This window comes from Caulobacter sp. BK020, assembly GCF_004342605.1.
Classification (GTDB): domain Bacteria; phylum Pseudomonadota; class Alphaproteobacteria; order Caulobacterales; family Caulobacteraceae; genus Caulobacter.
The window spans coordinates 86,918-100,451 of the sequence record NZ_SLZL01000010.1; the positions used below are offsets into that span (position 1 = coordinate 86,918).

Annotated in this window: 17 protein-coding genes; 8 read left to right on the forward strand and 9 right to left on the reverse strand. The window is 70.9% G+C overall.

Going from position 1 to position 13,534, the window contains the following annotated elements:
- Positions 1-46 precede the first annotated feature (46 nt).
- On the reverse strand, positions 47-1,216 hold the full coding sequence (locus tag EV278_RS14000; protein WP_132092402.1) for a glycosyltransferase family 9 protein: 1,170 nt from the start codon (positions 1,214-1,216) through the stop codon (positions 47-49).
- Positions 1,217-1,324: 108 nt separating this feature from the next.
- Here EV278_RS14000 and EV278_RS14005 point away from each other — a divergent pair, with 108 nt between their 5' ends.
- The 3 genes from EV278_RS14005 (at position 1,325) to EV278_RS14015 (ending at position 3,974) form a co-directional block, all read left to right on the forward strand.
- Positions 1,325-2,125 (forward strand): folate-binding protein YgfZ, encoded by an 801-nt coding sequence (locus EV278_RS14005; protein WP_132092405.1) that lies wholly within the window; start codon positions 1,325-1,327, stop codon positions 2,123-2,125.
- Positions 2,126-2,268: 143 nt separating this feature from the next.
- Positions 2,269-2,853 (forward strand): DNA-3-methyladenine glycosylase I, encoded by a 585-nt coding sequence (locus EV278_RS14010; RefSeq protein ID WP_132092408.1) that lies wholly within the window; start codon positions 2,269-2,271, stop codon positions 2,851-2,853.
- Between the two features lie 116 nt (positions 2,854-2,969).
- Positions 2,970-3,974, forward strand: coding sequence for a glycerophosphodiester phosphodiesterase family protein (locus EV278_RS14015; RefSeq protein ID WP_132092410.1), 1,005 nt, complete (start codon positions 2,970-2,972; stop codon positions 3,972-3,974).
- Here EV278_RS14015 and EV278_RS14020 read toward each other — a convergent pair.
- Positions 3,958-5,997: an acyltransferase family protein gene (locus tag EV278_RS14020; protein WP_165916648.1), complete on the reverse strand. Its 2,040-nt coding sequence runs from the start codon at positions 5,995-5,997 to the stop codon at positions 3,958-3,960. The genes EV278_RS14015 and EV278_RS14020 overlap by 17 nt on opposite strands.
- Before the next feature lie 79 nt (positions 5,998-6,076).
- Positions 6,077-7,003, reverse strand: coding sequence for an NAD(P)-dependent oxidoreductase (locus EV278_RS14025; RefSeq protein ID WP_132092416.1), 927 nt, complete (start codon positions 7,001-7,003; stop codon positions 6,077-6,079).
- A 76-nt stretch (positions 7,004-7,079) separates the two neighbouring features.
- On the opposite strand from EV278_RS14025, the gene EV278_RS14030 reads away from it, so the two are divergent.
- Both EV278_RS14030 and EV278_RS14035 read left to right on the forward strand, forming a co-directional pair.
- Positions 7,080-7,679 carry a helix-turn-helix transcriptional regulator gene (locus EV278_RS14030; protein WP_132092419.1) on the forward strand — a complete coding sequence of 200 codons (600 nt, stop codon included), beginning with the start codon at positions 7,080-7,082 and terminating at the stop codon, positions 7,677-7,679.
- A gap of 59 nt (positions 7,680-7,738) precedes the next feature.
- The gene (locus EV278_RS14035) at positions 7,739-8,389 is read left to right on the forward strand and encodes a ribonuclease HII (protein ID WP_132092763.1); all 651 of its coding nucleotides are present in this window, start codon (positions 7,739-7,741) and stop codon (positions 8,387-8,389) included.
- A 7-nt stretch (positions 8,390-8,396) separates the two neighbouring features.
- On the opposite strand, the gene EV278_RS14040 is transcribed toward EV278_RS14035, so the two are convergent.
- The 5 genes from EV278_RS14040 to EV278_RS14060 form a co-directional block, all read right to left on the reverse strand.
- On the reverse strand, positions 8,397-8,921 hold the full coding sequence (locus EV278_RS14040; RefSeq protein ID WP_132092421.1) for a YkgJ family cysteine cluster protein: 525 nt from the start codon (positions 8,919-8,921) through the stop codon (positions 8,397-8,399).
- On the reverse strand, positions 8,918-9,358 hold the full coding sequence (locus EV278_RS14045) for a YkgJ family cysteine cluster protein (RefSeq protein WP_243692199.1): 441 nt from the start codon (positions 9,356-9,358) through the stop codon (positions 8,918-8,920). The genes EV278_RS14040 and EV278_RS14045 overlap by 4 nt, the downstream gene beginning before the upstream one ends.
- A 162-nt stretch (positions 9,359-9,520) precedes the next feature.
- A complete protein-coding gene (locus tag EV278_RS14050; protein WP_132092424.1) occupies positions 9,521-9,865 on the reverse strand; it encodes a VOC family protein in 345 nt (114 codons plus the stop codon).
- 43 nt (positions 9,866-9,908) lie between these two features.
- On the reverse strand, positions 9,909-10,571 hold the full coding sequence (locus EV278_RS14055) for a methyltransferase (RefSeq protein WP_132092427.1): 663 nt from the start codon (positions 10,569-10,571) through the stop codon (positions 9,909-9,911).
- A 38-nt stretch (positions 10,572-10,609) separates the two neighbouring features.
- The gene (locus tag EV278_RS14060; RefSeq protein WP_132092430.1) at positions 10,610-11,563 is read right to left on the reverse strand and encodes a fatty acid desaturase family protein; all 954 of its coding nucleotides are present in this window, start codon (positions 11,561-11,563) and stop codon (positions 10,610-10,612) included.
- Positions 11,564-11,636: 73 nt separating this feature from the next.
- On the opposite strand from EV278_RS14060, the gene EV278_RS24435 reads away from it, so the two are divergent.
- Together EV278_RS24435 and EV278_RS24440 are read left to right on the forward strand one after the other, a co-directional pair.
- Positions 11,637-11,840: a hypothetical protein gene (locus EV278_RS24435; RefSeq protein WP_243692200.1), complete on the forward strand. Its 204-nt coding sequence runs from the start codon at positions 11,637-11,639 to the stop codon at positions 11,838-11,840.
- Positions 11,840-11,977 carry a hypothetical protein gene (locus EV278_RS24440; protein WP_243692201.1) on the forward strand — a complete coding sequence of 46 codons (138 nt, stop codon included), beginning with the start codon at positions 11,840-11,842 and terminating at the stop codon, positions 11,975-11,977. Before EV278_RS24435 ends, EV278_RS24440 begins: the two co-directional genes overlap by 1 nt.
- A gap of 12 nt (positions 11,978-11,989) precedes the next feature.
- On the opposite strand, the gene ubiA is transcribed toward EV278_RS24440, so the two are convergent.
- Complete coding sequence (ubiA, locus tag EV278_RS14070) at positions 11,990-12,928, reverse strand: 4-hydroxybenzoate octaprenyltransferase (protein ID WP_132092433.1); 939 nt, start codon at positions 12,926-12,928, stop codon at positions 11,990-11,992.
- A 231-nt stretch (positions 12,929-13,159) separates the two neighbouring features.
- Here ubiA and EV278_RS14075 point away from each other — a divergent pair, with 231 nt between their 5' ends.
- Positions 13,160-13,408, forward strand: coding sequence for a hypothetical protein (locus EV278_RS14075; protein ID WP_132092436.1), 249 nt, complete (start codon positions 13,160-13,162; stop codon positions 13,406-13,408).
- Positions 13,409-13,534 lie beyond the last annotated feature (126 nt).

Sequence of the window (13,534 nt, forward strand, 5' to 3'; positions counted from 1 at the left end):
CAGGATAGAGTTTGGACGATCGATCGGCCGCGATCGATCCCCAGGCTCAGCTTGGGTCCCGGCTTTCGTCGGGATGAGCGGACGTGGGGGCGGCGTCCTCAAGGACCGGTTCGTCGTGCGCAGAGGCCGGCTCGACCACGTCCTCGACCACCGCCTGCAGCGCCGGCGTCACCGCCGCGTCCTCGACCGTGGGTTCCTCGGCGTCCGCCGCGGCCGCGGCGACCTCCCTGTTCGCCTTGACCTCGGCCAGCAGCGCCTTGGCCGCCTTGACCACGGTGGCCACCGGCAGGTCGCTCATGTGGCGGATGGCCTGCGACAGGTCCGGGTCGACGGCCAGGAACTGCTCGAACGAGCGCGGGCCGCGCACGGCCCTCGTCAGCGGGCCCCACGGGCCGTAACGGCGCTCGTCCGACGGGCCGAACAGGCCGATGGTTGGGACGCCCGCCGCGGCGGCGATGTGCATCAGGCCGCTGTCGTTGCCGATGAACAGGTCCGCCCGCTTCAAGGCCGCATAGGCGGTCAGCAGATCCACCTTGCCCGTCAGGTCGACATAGCGGCCGCGGGCCGAGGCCATGCGCAGCTCCTCGACCATCCGGCCGTCGCCGGGACCGCCCAGGATCAGCAGCCGCCCGCCCGCCAGCGCGCCGCCGGGTCCCAGCAGTTGCTGGGCGGTCTGGGCGAAGCGCTCGATCGGCCAGATCTTGCCCACCCAGTTGGACGCCGGGCCGACGGCCAGGATCGGGCCCGCCGCCTCCCCCGGACGGGGCTCCAGCAGCTGGTCGGCCAGGGCCTGGACGTCGGGGGTGATGTAGAGGTGCGGGGCCGGCGGATCGCCTTCCAGCTTCAGCACCCTGGCGGCCTCGACCACCTTGTGGATCGGTTCGCCGGTGTTGCGTTTCCAGACGGCGCGCTTCTCGCGGCGCAGGAAATAGGCCGTGCCCGAGCCGCGCAGGTCGACGACCAGACCCCACTTCCTGTGGCGCACCTGGTTCCACAGCTTGAACCAGTGGCCCTTGCCGTTGCCCTTCTCCATGACGATCACCCGGTCCAGGCCAGGCACATGGGCGAACAGCGGCGCGGCCAGGGGGCCCGAGACGATGGTGAAGCGGGCGTTGGGGATCTGGTCGGCCAGGAACTTGATCAGGCCGGACGACAGCACGGCGTCGCCGATCCGCGTGGCGGTGATGAAGAGAATCGGGAAGGCCCGCTGTGTCATCCGTCCTTGTATAGGGCGTCCGGCGAGTCGGCGCATCCCTCGATAACGGCTCAGCTTTCTATTCGCCGAGCACTGGCGCGCGCGCGTCAGTCTTGCCACATGGGAGGCATGAGCAAGCCCAACATCGCCCTGCTTCCCAGCCGCGCCGTCATCACGGCGACCGGTCCCGACGTCGTGGACTTCCTCAACAACCTTCTGACCCAGACCGTCGCGCAGGGCGAACTGCGCTTCGCGGGCCTGCTGACCCCGCAGGGGCGGTTGCTCTATGACCTTTTCGTCGGAGCATCCGGCGAGACCGTACTGCTGGATGTAGCGGCCGAGCACCGCGACGCCATCCTGACCCGCCTGACGATGTACAAGCTCCGCGCCAAGGTCGAGCTGAAGACCGACGACGACCTGAAGGTCTACGCCCTGTTCGGCTTCGATCCGGACGCTATCGACGGCTATCCCGCCGATCCGCGCCTGCCGGCCTTGGGCTGGCGCTTCTATGGCGACGACCCGACGGCGAACGCCACCGAAGACGACTACGACGCCCATCGCCTGGCCCTAGGCGTCCCGGGCCCCGCCGACTGGGGAACCGACAGGACCTATCCGATCGAGGCCAATTTCGACCTGCTGAACGGGATCGACTTCAAGAAGGGCTGCTTCGTCGGCCAGGAGACGACCAGCCGCATGAAACGCCGCGGGACGATCAAGAACCGCATGCTGCCGGTCATCTTCGACGGCCCCGCCCCGGCCTTCGGGACCGAGGTGCTGGCCGGCGAGCTTCGGGCCGGCGAGGTGCTGTCGGGTCGCGACGGCCGGGCCATGGCCCTGCTTCGGCTGGACCGCATCGAGGGCGCCGAGCTGACGGCGGACGGGCGGGCGGTCGCCGTGGATTGGCCGGATTGGCTGGCGGCGTCGAAGTAACCAAACCAACCGCCTTGCGTGGTCCTCGTCCTTCGACAAGCTCAGGATGAGGTCGAATTTAGATGCAGCGGCGCTGCGTTCGCGAGTCATTTGTTCTCGAAAAGTTCTGGAATTTCTCCGCAACCTCGACCAAGCTCCGCCCCATGACCGAGATCCAACGCTGCACCTGGCGCGGCATGAACGGCGACCCGTTCTACGAGGCCTATCACGACACCGAATGGGGCGTACCGGAGTACGACTCTCGCGCCCTGTGGGAGAAGCTGGTGTTGGACGGCTTCCAGGCCGGGCTGTCGTGGATCACCATCCTGCGCAAGCGCGAAGCCTTCCGCGCCGCCTTCGCCAACTTCGATCCCGACAAGGTGGCCCGGTTCGGCGACGCCGATCGCGCCCGGCTGATGGCCGACGCCGGCATCATCCGCTCGAACGGCAAGATCGACGCGGCCATTTCGGGGGCCCGGATCTATTGCGACATGCGCGAGCGGGGTCAGGATTTCTCCACGCTGCTATGGGACATGGTCGGCGGCAAGCCGGTGCAGAACCACTGGGTCGGCGGCGACGTCCCGGCCCAGACGCCGCTGGCCGTCGACATGGCCAGGATGCTCAAGGCCAAGGGCTTCAAATATTGCGGCCCGGTGATCGTCTACGCCTTCATGCAGGCGACGGGCCTGGTCAACGACCACCTGACGACCTGTTTCCGCCACGAGGAATGCCGCAAGCTCGCGCGATAGAGCACAGGGCAGAGGCAAAGGCCGGCTTTCCGCAAGCGCTCGTCACAGCCTTGTCGAGCTTCTGACGCTCTACTGTTGCGCGACTCTGTCAAACAGGGGCAGTGGAGAGCTTGACCATGCGCCCTGCTCACTTCCTCTTCCGACGCCTCGCCGCGATCGCGGCCGTGCTCGTCGCCGGCGCCGGCCCGGCCCTGGCCGAGCCCTCGGCGGACCGGCCGGGAGCGGATCTGCGCGGCCGGCTCTATGACTGGGCCGACGGCGTGCTGGTGGTGGCTCACCGGGCCTGCCACGCGCCGGCGCCCTCGCGCGGCCTGACGACCGCCCTGCCGGAAAACTCCCTGGCGGCGCTGGATCGCTGCGTGGCCCTGGGCGTCGACATGGTCGAGATCGACGTTCGCCGCACCGCCGACGGCGCGTTGGTGATCATGCACGACGCCACCGTCGACCGCACCACCAACGGCCGGGGTCGGGTTTCCGAGATGAGCTTGCGACAGTTCAAGGCGCTGCGCCTCAACGCCGCGAACGGCGGCCTGGCCGAAGCCCCGCCGACGCTTGGGGAATATCTGGCGCGAGCCCAGGGCCGCATCCTGGTCAATCTGGACGTCAAGGAGCCGATCGCCGAACAGGTGGCGCAGGTGGTGCTGGCCAGCGGAGCCGCCGGCCAGGTTCTGGTCAAGGCCCGGGCCGAGGCCGACGCCGCGCCGATGGCCGACCTGCCCGCCTACAGCGGCCTGGCCTTCATGCCGATGGTCGGCGCCGTCAGTGGTCGTCCGGCCGGTGATCCGGCGGGAATCACCGCTCGCCAGATCCTGGCCGAGAACCGCATTCCGGCGATCGAACTTTGCGACCTGCGGCGCTCGCAATTCAAGGCCGTGCGGGCCGCCGCCCGGCTGGCGCGGGTGCGGCTGTGGAGCAACGCCCTGGCCGCCAAGGGCCTGAAGGGGTTCTGGACGCGAGCCTGGGCCGGCGGCGCGGCGGCCGACGGGCGGCGCACCTGGGCGCGGCTGATCGACGATGGCGTCAGCGTCATCCAGACCAACCGGCCCGCGACCCTGCTCGACTATCTTCAGGCCCGTGACCTGCGCGGCCGCGCGCCGCCCGTCGTCAACGCCGCGCTGTAGCCGGCGGTTCGCCGAGCGGCGCGGCCAGCCGCCGCCAACCGTCGTCCATCCAGGACGGGACGAGGCGTCGCGCGCCAGAGGCGCTGAGGTGGTCGTCGTCGAAATAGATCGGACGACCGGCGATCACGGCCACGCAGCCGTCGTGACGGCACAGCGTCTCAGTCGGAAAGACCACGGCCACCCCGGGGCGGTCCTCGACGGCGGCGCGGATCTCCGCCTCCGCCGGTGTCGCGCGGGCCAGGGGCGGTCCGGCCTCGACCCAGGCGCACACCTCGGCCCGGCCGCCCAGCTGGCGCTGCTGGGCCAGACACTCGGGCGGGGCCAGGGTGAGCTCGGGCACGGGACCGATCACCACCACCCGAAGGTCGGGCCGGCGACGAGCGATAGCGTCCAGCGTCGCCGTCAGCGCGGCGGACAACGCCGGCCTGACGCCGGGCTGGCCGGCGGTGTCGACCGCCACGCGCGGCGAATTGACGTCGTAGAACGGCGGGGCGTCGCGATAGAGGGGCCAGCGCGCGGCCAGCACCACCAGGGTCAGCTGGCGGTCGGTGGCGATCCGCTCCAGGGTCCTGGCCGCCCAGGCTTCGCAGCCCCGGTCCAGGCGGCCGAAGGCCCGCACCCGCACGCCGACCAGCGGCGGGCATCCGCCCCGGGCCACCTCGCCCACGCTCCAATTCCTGGACCGCGCCCAGGCGACCACGCCCGGGGTGACGGCGTCGGCGTGGGAGTCGCCCCAGACCAGCACCTGATCCCCCTGGCTGCCGGGTGGAGCCCCGAACCGGCACTGTTGCGGCGTCGCCCTGTCGGCCTGCTCGAAACAGGCCTTGCGGGCCGGATTGACGTCGGTCTCCTCCAGCCTCGCCAGGGCCCGGGCGTCCGGCGACAGGCGCTGGGGCAGGCCGTGGCTCAGGAACAGCGTCGCGCCGGCCGCCACGGGCGCGAGCAGCAGGAGCAGGAGGCCGCCCAGGCGCCGCCACGGACGGTCGGCCGGTCCGCGCCGCAGCGGCTGCTCGACGAACCGCCAGGTCAGGGCCGCCAGCCCCAGGGACAGGACCATCAGGCCCAGGCGCTGGACGATCGTCAGCGGCTGCTGGGCGACATCGGCCGCCAGCACCAGCAGCGGCCAGTGCCAGAGATAGAGCGCGTACGACACCCGGCCGACGGCCACGACCGGCGCGGCGCGCAGGATCGTCGTCGCGCCGGGCGCCGCGTCCTGGCCGCTCCAGACCAGCAGCGCCGCGCCCAGGCAGGCCGGAACCGCCGAGACGCCAGGGAACGGACTGGCCTCGGTCAGGGCGATCAGGCTCCAGCCAATGGCCAGCAGGCCGCTGGCCGCCGCCAGATTGGCGACCCGGCGGTCGGCGGCCGGAGGCGCCAGGCCCAGGGCCAGCACCCCGCCGGCCAGGAACTCCCACGCCCGGGCGGGCAGGTGGAAGAAGGCCGCGACGCCGCCGCCCCCGGCCACCAGGATCTGGGCCAAGGCCAGCGACGCCGCCAGCAGGCCCAGAGCCAGCGCCGTCCGCGCCCGTCGCAGCCAGCCCAGCGACAGCAGTCCGATCAGCGCAGGCCAGACCAGGTAGAACTGCTCCTCCACGCCCAGCGACCACAGGTGCAGCAGCGGGTTCTGCTGGACCGACGGCGCGAAGTAGCCGGGGCTCTGGGCGGCCAGCACATTGGCCAGGAACAGGCCCGAGGCGGCGGCCGCCGCGCCGGTCTGGACCAGCAGGCGCGGCATCTCGATCCAGGCCGCCAGGGCGACCGTGACCAGCGTCACCAGCACATAGGCCGGCACGATCCGCCGCGCCCGGCGCAGATAGAACGCGCCCCACGAGAACCGTCCTTCGTCCCGCGCCTCGACCAGGATCCGGGTGATCAGGAAGCCGGAGATCACGAAGAAGACGTCGACCCCGACGAAGCCGCCGGGCAGCACGGCCGGGAAGGCGTGGTGGACCACGATGGCCGCCACGGCCAGGGCGCGCAGCCCGTCGATGTCGCGCCGGTAGCTCGGTTGATCGTTCCGCATCCCGCCCTCTATTTTACACATGTAAATAGATTGCTGAGAACGACGGGGCGCGGTCAAGCAATTTTATTACGAACGTAATCTAAAATCTAGGACCGGTCTCCGCTTCCAGGGCCGCCAGCACGTCGGCGAACGTGGTCCGGCAGGTGAACCCCAGCCGCGCCGTCGCCCGGGACGGGTCGTAGACGCGGTCGATGCTGTCGAACATCGTCCAGCCGCGACGGGCGTAGAGCTCGGCGTAGCGCGGGAAATAGCGGGCGACCACGGCGGGGGCGTCGGCGATCAGGACCTCGGCGTCGTCCGGCGAGAACGGCGGCGGGGCCGAGACGATGAACAGGTCGAAGCCCAGGTCCGGGGCGCGGTCCAGGGCCAGGACATGGGCCCGCGCGGCGTCCTCCACGGTCAGACGGCGGAACAGCAGCTCGTTGGCCTTGGTGTTGTCGTCGGCCTGGGCGATGGCGTGGGCCATGTCGTCGGCTTCGGGAAAGAACCGGCTGGTGCGCAGGACCACCACCGGCAGGCCGTGCTCGCGGTGCACCAGCCGGCACAGCTGCTCGGCCGCCAGCTTGGTGATCCCGTAGATGTTGCGCGGCTGGACGGGACTGTCCTCGGTCAGCCACTCGGCCCGCCTGGCCCCGCCCGCCGCCCCGGCCCGGATCGTCTCGGAAATCATCAGCGAGGTGGTCGAGGTGAAGACGAACCGCCCCACACCATGGGCGATGCCCGCCTCCAGCAGGTTCAGCGTGCCGGTGACATTGACGTCCATGAAGGCCTGGCGGTCGAAACGTTCGATGTCCGGCTTGTGAAGAGCCGCGGAATGGATCACCGCCTCGACCGCGTGGTCGCCGATCACCTGGCGCACCAGGGCGCGGTCGGCGACGGACCCGACAATCGTGGTCTCGGGCGAAGCGACGACGTCCAGTCCGGTCACCCGGTGACCGGCGGCGCGAAGGGCCGGCCCCAGGGTCCGTCCCAGCCAGCCCGAGGAGCCGGTCAACAACACGCGCATGGTCAGCCTCCGTACGAACGCGCCGCCTGATCGCATCTCCGGTTGGCGCGGCGAACGCATAAGTTATTCTGCCGCCATGGCCGCCTCGTCGTCCCTCGCCGCCCCCGCGCCGCCCCATGCCCTGGGACGGTCGCTGCGAGTCTGGCGCGCGGCGCGGCGGGTCAAACAGGCCCACGCCGCCGAATTGCTGGGCGTCTCCCAGACCACGATCTCGCGCTGGGAGAGCGGCGCCCTGGAGCCCTCGCCGCGCGAAGCCGCCCGGTTGGCCGACCTTCTGGTCGCCCGGCCGGAGTCCGACGCCGACCGCGCCCTGCTCGACCTGGTGGAAAGCTCGACCCAGGCCGCTCATCTGGTCTGCGACCTCTCCCACCGCCTGCTGGCCGCCTCGTCGTCGCGAGCCGCCGAATGGGGCCTGCCGGCGCGGGAGCTTATCGACGTGTCGCTGTGGCGCTACGCCAGCCCGGCGATCCAGGCGGCCGAGGCCGGGCTGGAGGCGGCCGGCTGGTACGAACCCGTGGCCCCGAGCCTGACGGTCGAGACCGGCGCCAACGACTCCAATGAGGTGCCGATCCGCCCCGGCCGCATGAGCTGGACCCGCCTGCGCTTGGCCGACGGCCGTTTCGCGCGATTGGTGCGGGCTCAGGGCCTTTCCCCCTCCGGCCGAAACGGATTATGAGCGGGGTCGTGACCAAGTCCTCCGCCAAGCCCCCGACCAAGTCCCCCACGGGCCCCGACATGATGCTGGAAGCCGCCTGCGGTCCCGGCCACGTCTGCGGCGTGGACGAGGCCGGGCGCGGGCCGTGGGCCGGACCGGTCAGCGCCGCGGCGGTGATCCTGGACCCGACCCGCATCCCCCGGGGCCTCGACGACTCCAAGAAGCTGACCGCCAAGGCGCGCGCCGCCCTGGAGACCGAGATCAAGTCGGTGGCGGTGGCCTGGTGCGTAGGCCTGGCCAGCGTCGAGGAGATCGAGCAGCTCAACATCCTGCACGCCGCCGGCCTGGCGATGCGCCGGGCGATCGAGGGCCTCTCCGTCCAGCCGGCCATGGCCCTGGTCGACGGCAACTACGCGTTCAAGCTGCCCTGCCCGATCAAGACGGTGGTCAAGGGCGACAGCCTGTCCTGCTCGATCGCCGCCGCCTCGATTCTGGCCAAGGAGGCCCGCGACCGGATCATGGTCGAGATGGACGCGGTCTATCCGGGCTACGGCTTCGCCGGCCACAAGGGCTATCACGCCGCCGTCCATGTCGAGGGCCTGCGCAGGCTGGGCCCGTCGCCGATCCATCGGATGGGCTGGACGCCGGTCAAGCTGGCGCTTTCCGGTGAGTTGGGCGCGAGCGAGCTGGCCCTGGACGAGGCGGCGTTCGACGACGAGCTGCCCGCTTAAGGGTCCGTCACGCGTCGCTTAGCACCATGGCGAACGGGATCTTGCCGCCGTCCTTGTCGACATAGCCGCTGACCAGCTTGTGGTCGGGGTTCAGCACGCCCAGGTCGACGTCCTCGGTCGGGAACATCACCACCCGCCGGTCGCCGATGCAGATCAGCAGTTCGTAGCCGTCATGGGCCCGCTGCGACATGGCCTTCAGCCGCGAATAGTAGGGCTCGCGTCGCCAGGCGGCCGGCTTGCCGGGATCGACGACCACGTTCAGCCGCTTGCCGTCGCGGTCGGGGTACATCAGGAAGCCGGCCTTGTCGGGCCGCCAGGCGGCGTCCAGCTTCTCGGAGGTCAGCCACAGGCAGTGAAAGCCCCGGCAGGCCTGGGGCCGGCCCTCGTAGTCGCCGCAGCCCGAGCCCTTGCGGAACACCCCGCACCACTGGCCGGCCGGCTTGGCCAGCTCTCCGATGTGCAGGACCTTGCAACACATGCCGCAGTCGCCGCACGACTTGGAAACGGTGGGGGAATTGGCTGCTTCGCTCATGCTGGGATCTCGCGCACCAGCCCCTGGTCGATGTCGCGGTCGGGCAGGATCGTGTAGCCGCGCCGTCCGACCAGGGCGTTGAGGGTCAGGCCCTGGCCTGCGCCGCGCGCCGCCCAGGCCTTGAAGGTTTCGTGGAACGGGGCTTTGCGCCAGGCGTCGGGCGCGGCCGGGTCGACCTCGACGACCAAGGTGCGGCCCTCGTGCTCGCGATGCAGGACGAAGCGCGCCCGGTCCGGCCGCCAGCGGTCGTCCAGATTGGGCGCGTTCAGCCAGCAGCAGGCATAGTCGGCGCAGGCTGCCGGCCGGTCGGCATAGATCCCGCAGCCGGCGCCCTTGCGATAGTGGCCGCACCAGGCGTGGGCCGGCTTGTCGAGGACGGCCACGCCCATCAGCTTGCAGCACATCCCGCAGTCGCCGCAGATTCTGGCCTGGTCCACCGTCGCTCGTCCCGTAGATCGTCCGGTGACGGATCTATCGCGGTTTCGTGACGGTTTTTTGAGGAACCACGCCCGGGGGACAGGCCCTTGCGGCGTGTTCTCATCGGCGGGCTCGGCGCTTGAGCCTTGGGACACGCCGCAGGGGCGTGTCCCCGGCTGCGTCTAGCCCTCGCTCCACACCGCCAGCTCGTTGCCGGACGGGTCGGTGAAATGGAACCTGCGCCCGCCGGGGAAGCTGAAGATCGGCTTGGCGACCACGCCGCCGGCCGTCGTCACCCTGGCCAGCATGGCCTCGATGTCGTGGGCGTACAGCACCACCAGCGGCCGGTCAGTCGAGCCTTCCTGCGGCGTGCAGAACCCGCCGTCCGCGCCCTGGCCTTCGAAGGCCGCATAGTCGGGACCGTAGTCGGTGAAGGCCCAGCCGAAGGCGGCGGCGTAGAAGGCCTTGGTGGCCGGCAGGTCGCCGGCGGGCCATTCGATATAGTCGATCTTGCCGTCTTCGCGCATGGTCCCTTCCCTCCAATTGTTCTCATTATGTTCTAGAGCGACGTCACGGCAGAGTCCAGACGCTGGTGCGCTTGACCGCCATGTCCTCGAGCTCGCGGGTGGTCGGCACCTGGTATTCTGCCAGCTTCACCAGGCCGTCCTTGGGGAAGTAGGTGCGGCCGGGATCGCCGATCAGCACATTGGCTCCCGCAGCCCGTCCCTGGACCAGCCAAGCCATGACCGCCTCGGCCATCGGCCGCTCGTAGCAGATGTCGCCAGCCAGCAGCACTTCGGCGCTGGAAGGGGGAGCGGCGTCCAGCAGGTTGGCCTCGGTGAAGGCGACCTCCACCCCGTTGGCCTCGGCGTTCAGGCCGATCGCCGCCTCGCAAAACACGTCGATGTCGGCCGCCAGCACGCTGGCCGCGCCGGCCTTCATCGCCGCGATCGCCACCAGGCCCGAGCCGGACGCGAAGTCGATGACCCGCTTGCCGGCCACCACCTCGGGATGATCCAGCACGTAGCGGGCCAGCGCCTGGCCGCCAGCCCAGGCGAAGGCCCAGAACGGCGGCGGCAGGCCGATCTCGGCCAGGGCCTCTTCGGTCAGCTTCCAGATCGGGGTGATCTCGTCGGCCAGGCGCAGCCGCAGCTCCGGCGTGTGCGGCGGGGCCTGGAGCCGCGTGTTCTCCAGGATGAAGGCGCGACGGCCGGCGAGGGAGGCTTCGATCATGCGGCCTTAGAGCATCCGCCGGCCCCGGACGCGAGGCCCTAGGCCGGCGCCCGGCTGGACGCCGCCTTCAGCACCGACAGGTAGCCCGGCGCGGTCAGCATGCCCGCCGTCCGTCCCTTGGCCGCCAGCAGCCGGTGGGCCTTGGGCAGGTTCCAGCACGGCATGTGCATGAACAGGTGATGCTCGGCGTGGAAGTTGACGTGGTAGGGCGCGATCAGCGCGCGCTCGATCCAGTTGGCCTGGGTGGTGCGGGCGTGGCGGAACGGGTCGGGCTCGTCCTTGGCCACCAGGGCGTGCTCGGCGATGTTGCGCAGGCGGGTGACCAGCGGGAACCAGGTGGCCATGGGCACGATCCACAGCGCCAGCCAGGCCCACCACAGGCCGATCGCCGAGAGGGCCAGCAGGACGCCCAGGTTCCACAGCAGGAACGGCCGCTGCCGGGCGACCTCGCCGCTGAAGATCGCGCCCTTCGGCTGCCCCTGGTCCTTCGCCCCCTTCAGCTGGCCCAGCAGCGGGCCGAGCCGCTGCTTGACGAACGTCTGGCCGGTCAGGTCGCGGACGATCTTGCGGCGCAGCGAGGCGCGGGTGGTCGGGAACGGCGCCGACAGCACCAGATCCGGATCCTCGGCCTGCTGGGCGTACTTGTGGTGGGTCAGGTGGTAGGGCCGGTACCGGGCCAGGGACGCGCCGACCGGCGCGGCGCACAGCCATTCGCCGACCCCGTCGTTGACCTTCAGGTTGGGGTGCAGCCCGCCGTGCGCGGCCTCGTGCATCAGGATGGCCAGGCCCAGCTGGCGGGCCCCGATCAGCATCACCGCCATGAGGTAGGTCAGCGGATTGGGCCAGAGCACGAAAACCGCCCCGGCCGCGACGATCACCGCCCAGGCGTGGGCGACCATCAGCAGGCCCCGCCACGACGAGCGCGCCGACAGCGGCGCCCATTCCTGCGGCGTGAACAGCTCCTGCGGCTTGATGCGGGACGCGACGGCCATGGAACGATCATGCCACGTTCAGCGTCCGGCTTACAGGATGACCCGACGTCACGCGGCTTCGAAGGACCCCTCCATGCGCCTGTTTCCCATCGGCCTCGCCCTGGCCCTCGTCGTCCCGGCCGCCGGCCACGCGGCCAGCTTCGACTGCGGCCGGGCCCGGACTCCGGACGAGAAGGCCATCTGCGCCTTCCGGCCGCTGAACGACAAGGACGTGCGGATGTCGGTGCTCTACGAGGTCAACAAGCGCACCCTGGCATGGGCGGCCGGGGCGCGCTGATGGACGCCCAGCAGCAGTGGCTGCGCGGCCGCCGAAGCTGCGGGGCCGACCGGGCCTGCCTGACCCGCCTCTACGACCGGCGGCTGGACGAACTGGAGCGCGGCCTGGAGCGGATCTATCGCAACGGGCCGTTCTGAGGCCCGGAACCCTCAGAGCCCCGGCGGCTTCCACATCCCGGCCGCCAGGGCCAGGAACAGCACGAAGCCGACCTGGGCGTTGGACTTGAACAGGGCCAGGGCTCCGGCCGGATCGTCGAGCCGCACCCGGGCCGCCTGGCGCGACAGGTGGACGGCGACCAGGGCCGCCGGGGGCAGGAACAGCGGTCCCAGGCCGCCGACCCAGGCGGCGGCGATCACCAGCACGAAACAGACGACGTAAAAGGCCAGAACCCCCTTCTGCACCTGCCGGCCCAGCCGGCGGGTCGAGGACTTCACCCCGGCCAGCGCGTCGTCCTCGATGTCCTGGATGGCGTAGATTGTGTCGTAGCCCAGGGTCCAGAACAGGCCCGAGGCGTAGAGCAGCACCGCCGCCCAGTCCAGCCGGTGGGTGGCCGCCGCATAGCCCAGCAGCGCGCCCCAGTTGAAGGTCAGGCCCAGCCAGGCCTGGGGCCACCAGGTGATGCGCTTCATGAACGGATAGGCCGCGACCAGGCCCAGCGACGCGACACCCAGGCCGATGGCCAGCCAGCCCAGGCAGACCAGGATGCCGAAGCTGACCAGGCAGCAGCCGACCAGGAAGGCCCAGGCCTGCCTGACGCTGATCAGGCCGGCCGGGATCGGGCGCAGGGCCGTGCGGCTGACCTGGGCGTCGAAGTCGCGGTCGACGATGTCGTTGAAGGCGCAGCCCGCCGCCCGCATCAGGGCCGCCCCAACGAAGAAGGCGACCAGGAGCCACGGATTGGGCCAGCGTCCCTGGCTGGCCGCGGCCAGGGCGACGCCTTGCCAGCCGGGCAGCATCAGCAGCCAGATCCCCGCCGGCCGGTCGAACCGGCCCAGCTTCAGCCACGGCCGCAGGGCCGGCGGCGCATGGCGGTCGACCCAGTTGCCGGCGGCGGCGTCGGGCAGGATGGCGGTGTCGGGCGAACTCATGGCCAAGGCTTAGCCCTCCCCCGCCGCGTCGCGCAACCGCGCCGAACGGACGAGCATAGAGCTTTCCGATCTCGCCGCGAAAAACGATCAATTGGATTGATCGGTCGCCAACCGGCAAAGGTGGGGTCGGCGGAACGGCGTCCCCTGCAGCCGGTTCGCAGCCCGAGGAGGGCCGCCGTCTTTTCCCCCGGGGCGGCGGCCCTCCTCCCTCCGCTTCGAAAGGTTTCCGCCATGACCCGTCCGCCCGTCGCCCTGCTGATCGATCGCCTGGAAGCCTGGACCCTGCTGGCCCTGGGCCTGGCCGCCGGCGTCGTGGCGCCGCATCCTGTGACCACCGCCCTGTGGACCGCCGCGGCCCGGGCCTTCGCGCGGGCGGGCGACGCCCCGATGGCGGCCCGCCTGACCTTGAGCGCCAAGTTCGGCGCCCGCATCCGCGCCCGCTTGCGCGGCGACACCCTGAGCCACCTGCGGTTCGCCTAGGGACGAAGCTACGGCGTCAACCACACTTGCCCCCTACGGATCGCTTCGCGATCGTCTTCCCCCAGGAGGGAGAAGAGCGCTCCGCCCCCTCTGGGGGCGGACAGACCGCGAAGCGGTCAGGTGGGG

Bases quoted from the DNA above. Each gene is read 5' to 3' on its own strand.
- EV278_RS14035 (WP_132092763.1), top strand. From the start codon at position 7,739: ATGATGCTGGAAGCCGCCTGCGGTCCCGGCCACGTCTGCGGCGTGGAC.
- EV278_RS14040 (WP_132092421.1), bottom strand. From the start codon at position 8,921: ATGAGCGAAGCAGCCAATTCCCCCACCGTTTCCAAGTCGTGCGGCGAC.
- EV278_RS14000 (WP_132092402.1), bottom strand. From the start codon at position 1,216: ATGACACAGCGGGCCTTCCCGATTCTCTTCATCACCGCCACGCGGATC.
- EV278_RS14010 (WP_132092408.1), top strand. From the start codon at position 2,269: ATGACCGAGATCCAACGCTGCACCTGGCGCGGCATGAACGGCGACCCG.
- EV278_RS14015 (WP_132092410.1), top strand. From the start codon at position 2,970: ATGCGCCCTGCTCACTTCCTCTTCCGACGCCTCGCCGCGATCGCGGCC.
- EV278_RS14050 (WP_132092424.1), bottom strand. From the start codon at position 9,865: ATGCGCGAAGACGGCAAGATCGACTATATCGAATGGCCCGCCGGCGAC.
- EV278_RS14020 (WP_165916648.1), bottom strand. From the start codon at position 5,997: ATGCGGAACGATCAACCGAGCTACCGGCGCGACATCGACGGGCTGCGC.
- EV278_RS14055 (WP_132092427.1), bottom strand. From the start codon at position 10,571: ATGATCGAAGCCTCCCTCGCCGGCCGTCGCGCCTTCATCCTGGAGAAC.
- EV278_RS14075 (WP_132092436.1), top strand. From the start codon at position 13,160: ATGACCCGTCCGCCCGTCGCCCTGCTGATCGATCGCCTGGAAGCCTGG.
- EV278_RS14030 (WP_132092419.1), top strand. From the start codon at position 7,080: ATGGCCGCCTCGTCGTCCCTCGCCGCCCCCGCGCCGCCCCATGCCCTG.
- EV278_RS24435 (WP_243692200.1), top strand. From the start codon at position 11,637: ATGCGCCTGTTTCCCATCGGCCTCGCCCTGGCCCTCGTCGTCCCGGCC.
- EV278_RS14060 (WP_132092430.1), bottom strand. From the start codon at position 11,563: ATGGCCGTCGCGTCCCGCATCAAGCCGCAGGAGCTGTTCACGCCGCAG.
- EV278_RS14025 (WP_132092416.1), bottom strand. From the start codon at position 7,003: ATGCGCGTGTTGTTGACCGGCTCCTCGGGCTGGCTGGGACGGACCCTG.
- EV278_RS24440 (WP_243692201.1), top strand. From the start codon at position 11,840: ATGGACGCCCAGCAGCAGTGGCTGCGCGGCCGCCGAAGCTGCGGGGCC.
- EV278_RS14005 (WP_132092405.1), top strand. From the start codon at position 1,325: ATGAGCAAGCCCAACATCGCCCTGCTTCCCAGCCGCGCCGTCATCACG.
- ubiA (WP_132092433.1), bottom strand. From the start codon at position 12,928: ATGAGTTCGCCCGACACCGCCATCCTGCCCGACGCCGCCGCCGGCAAC.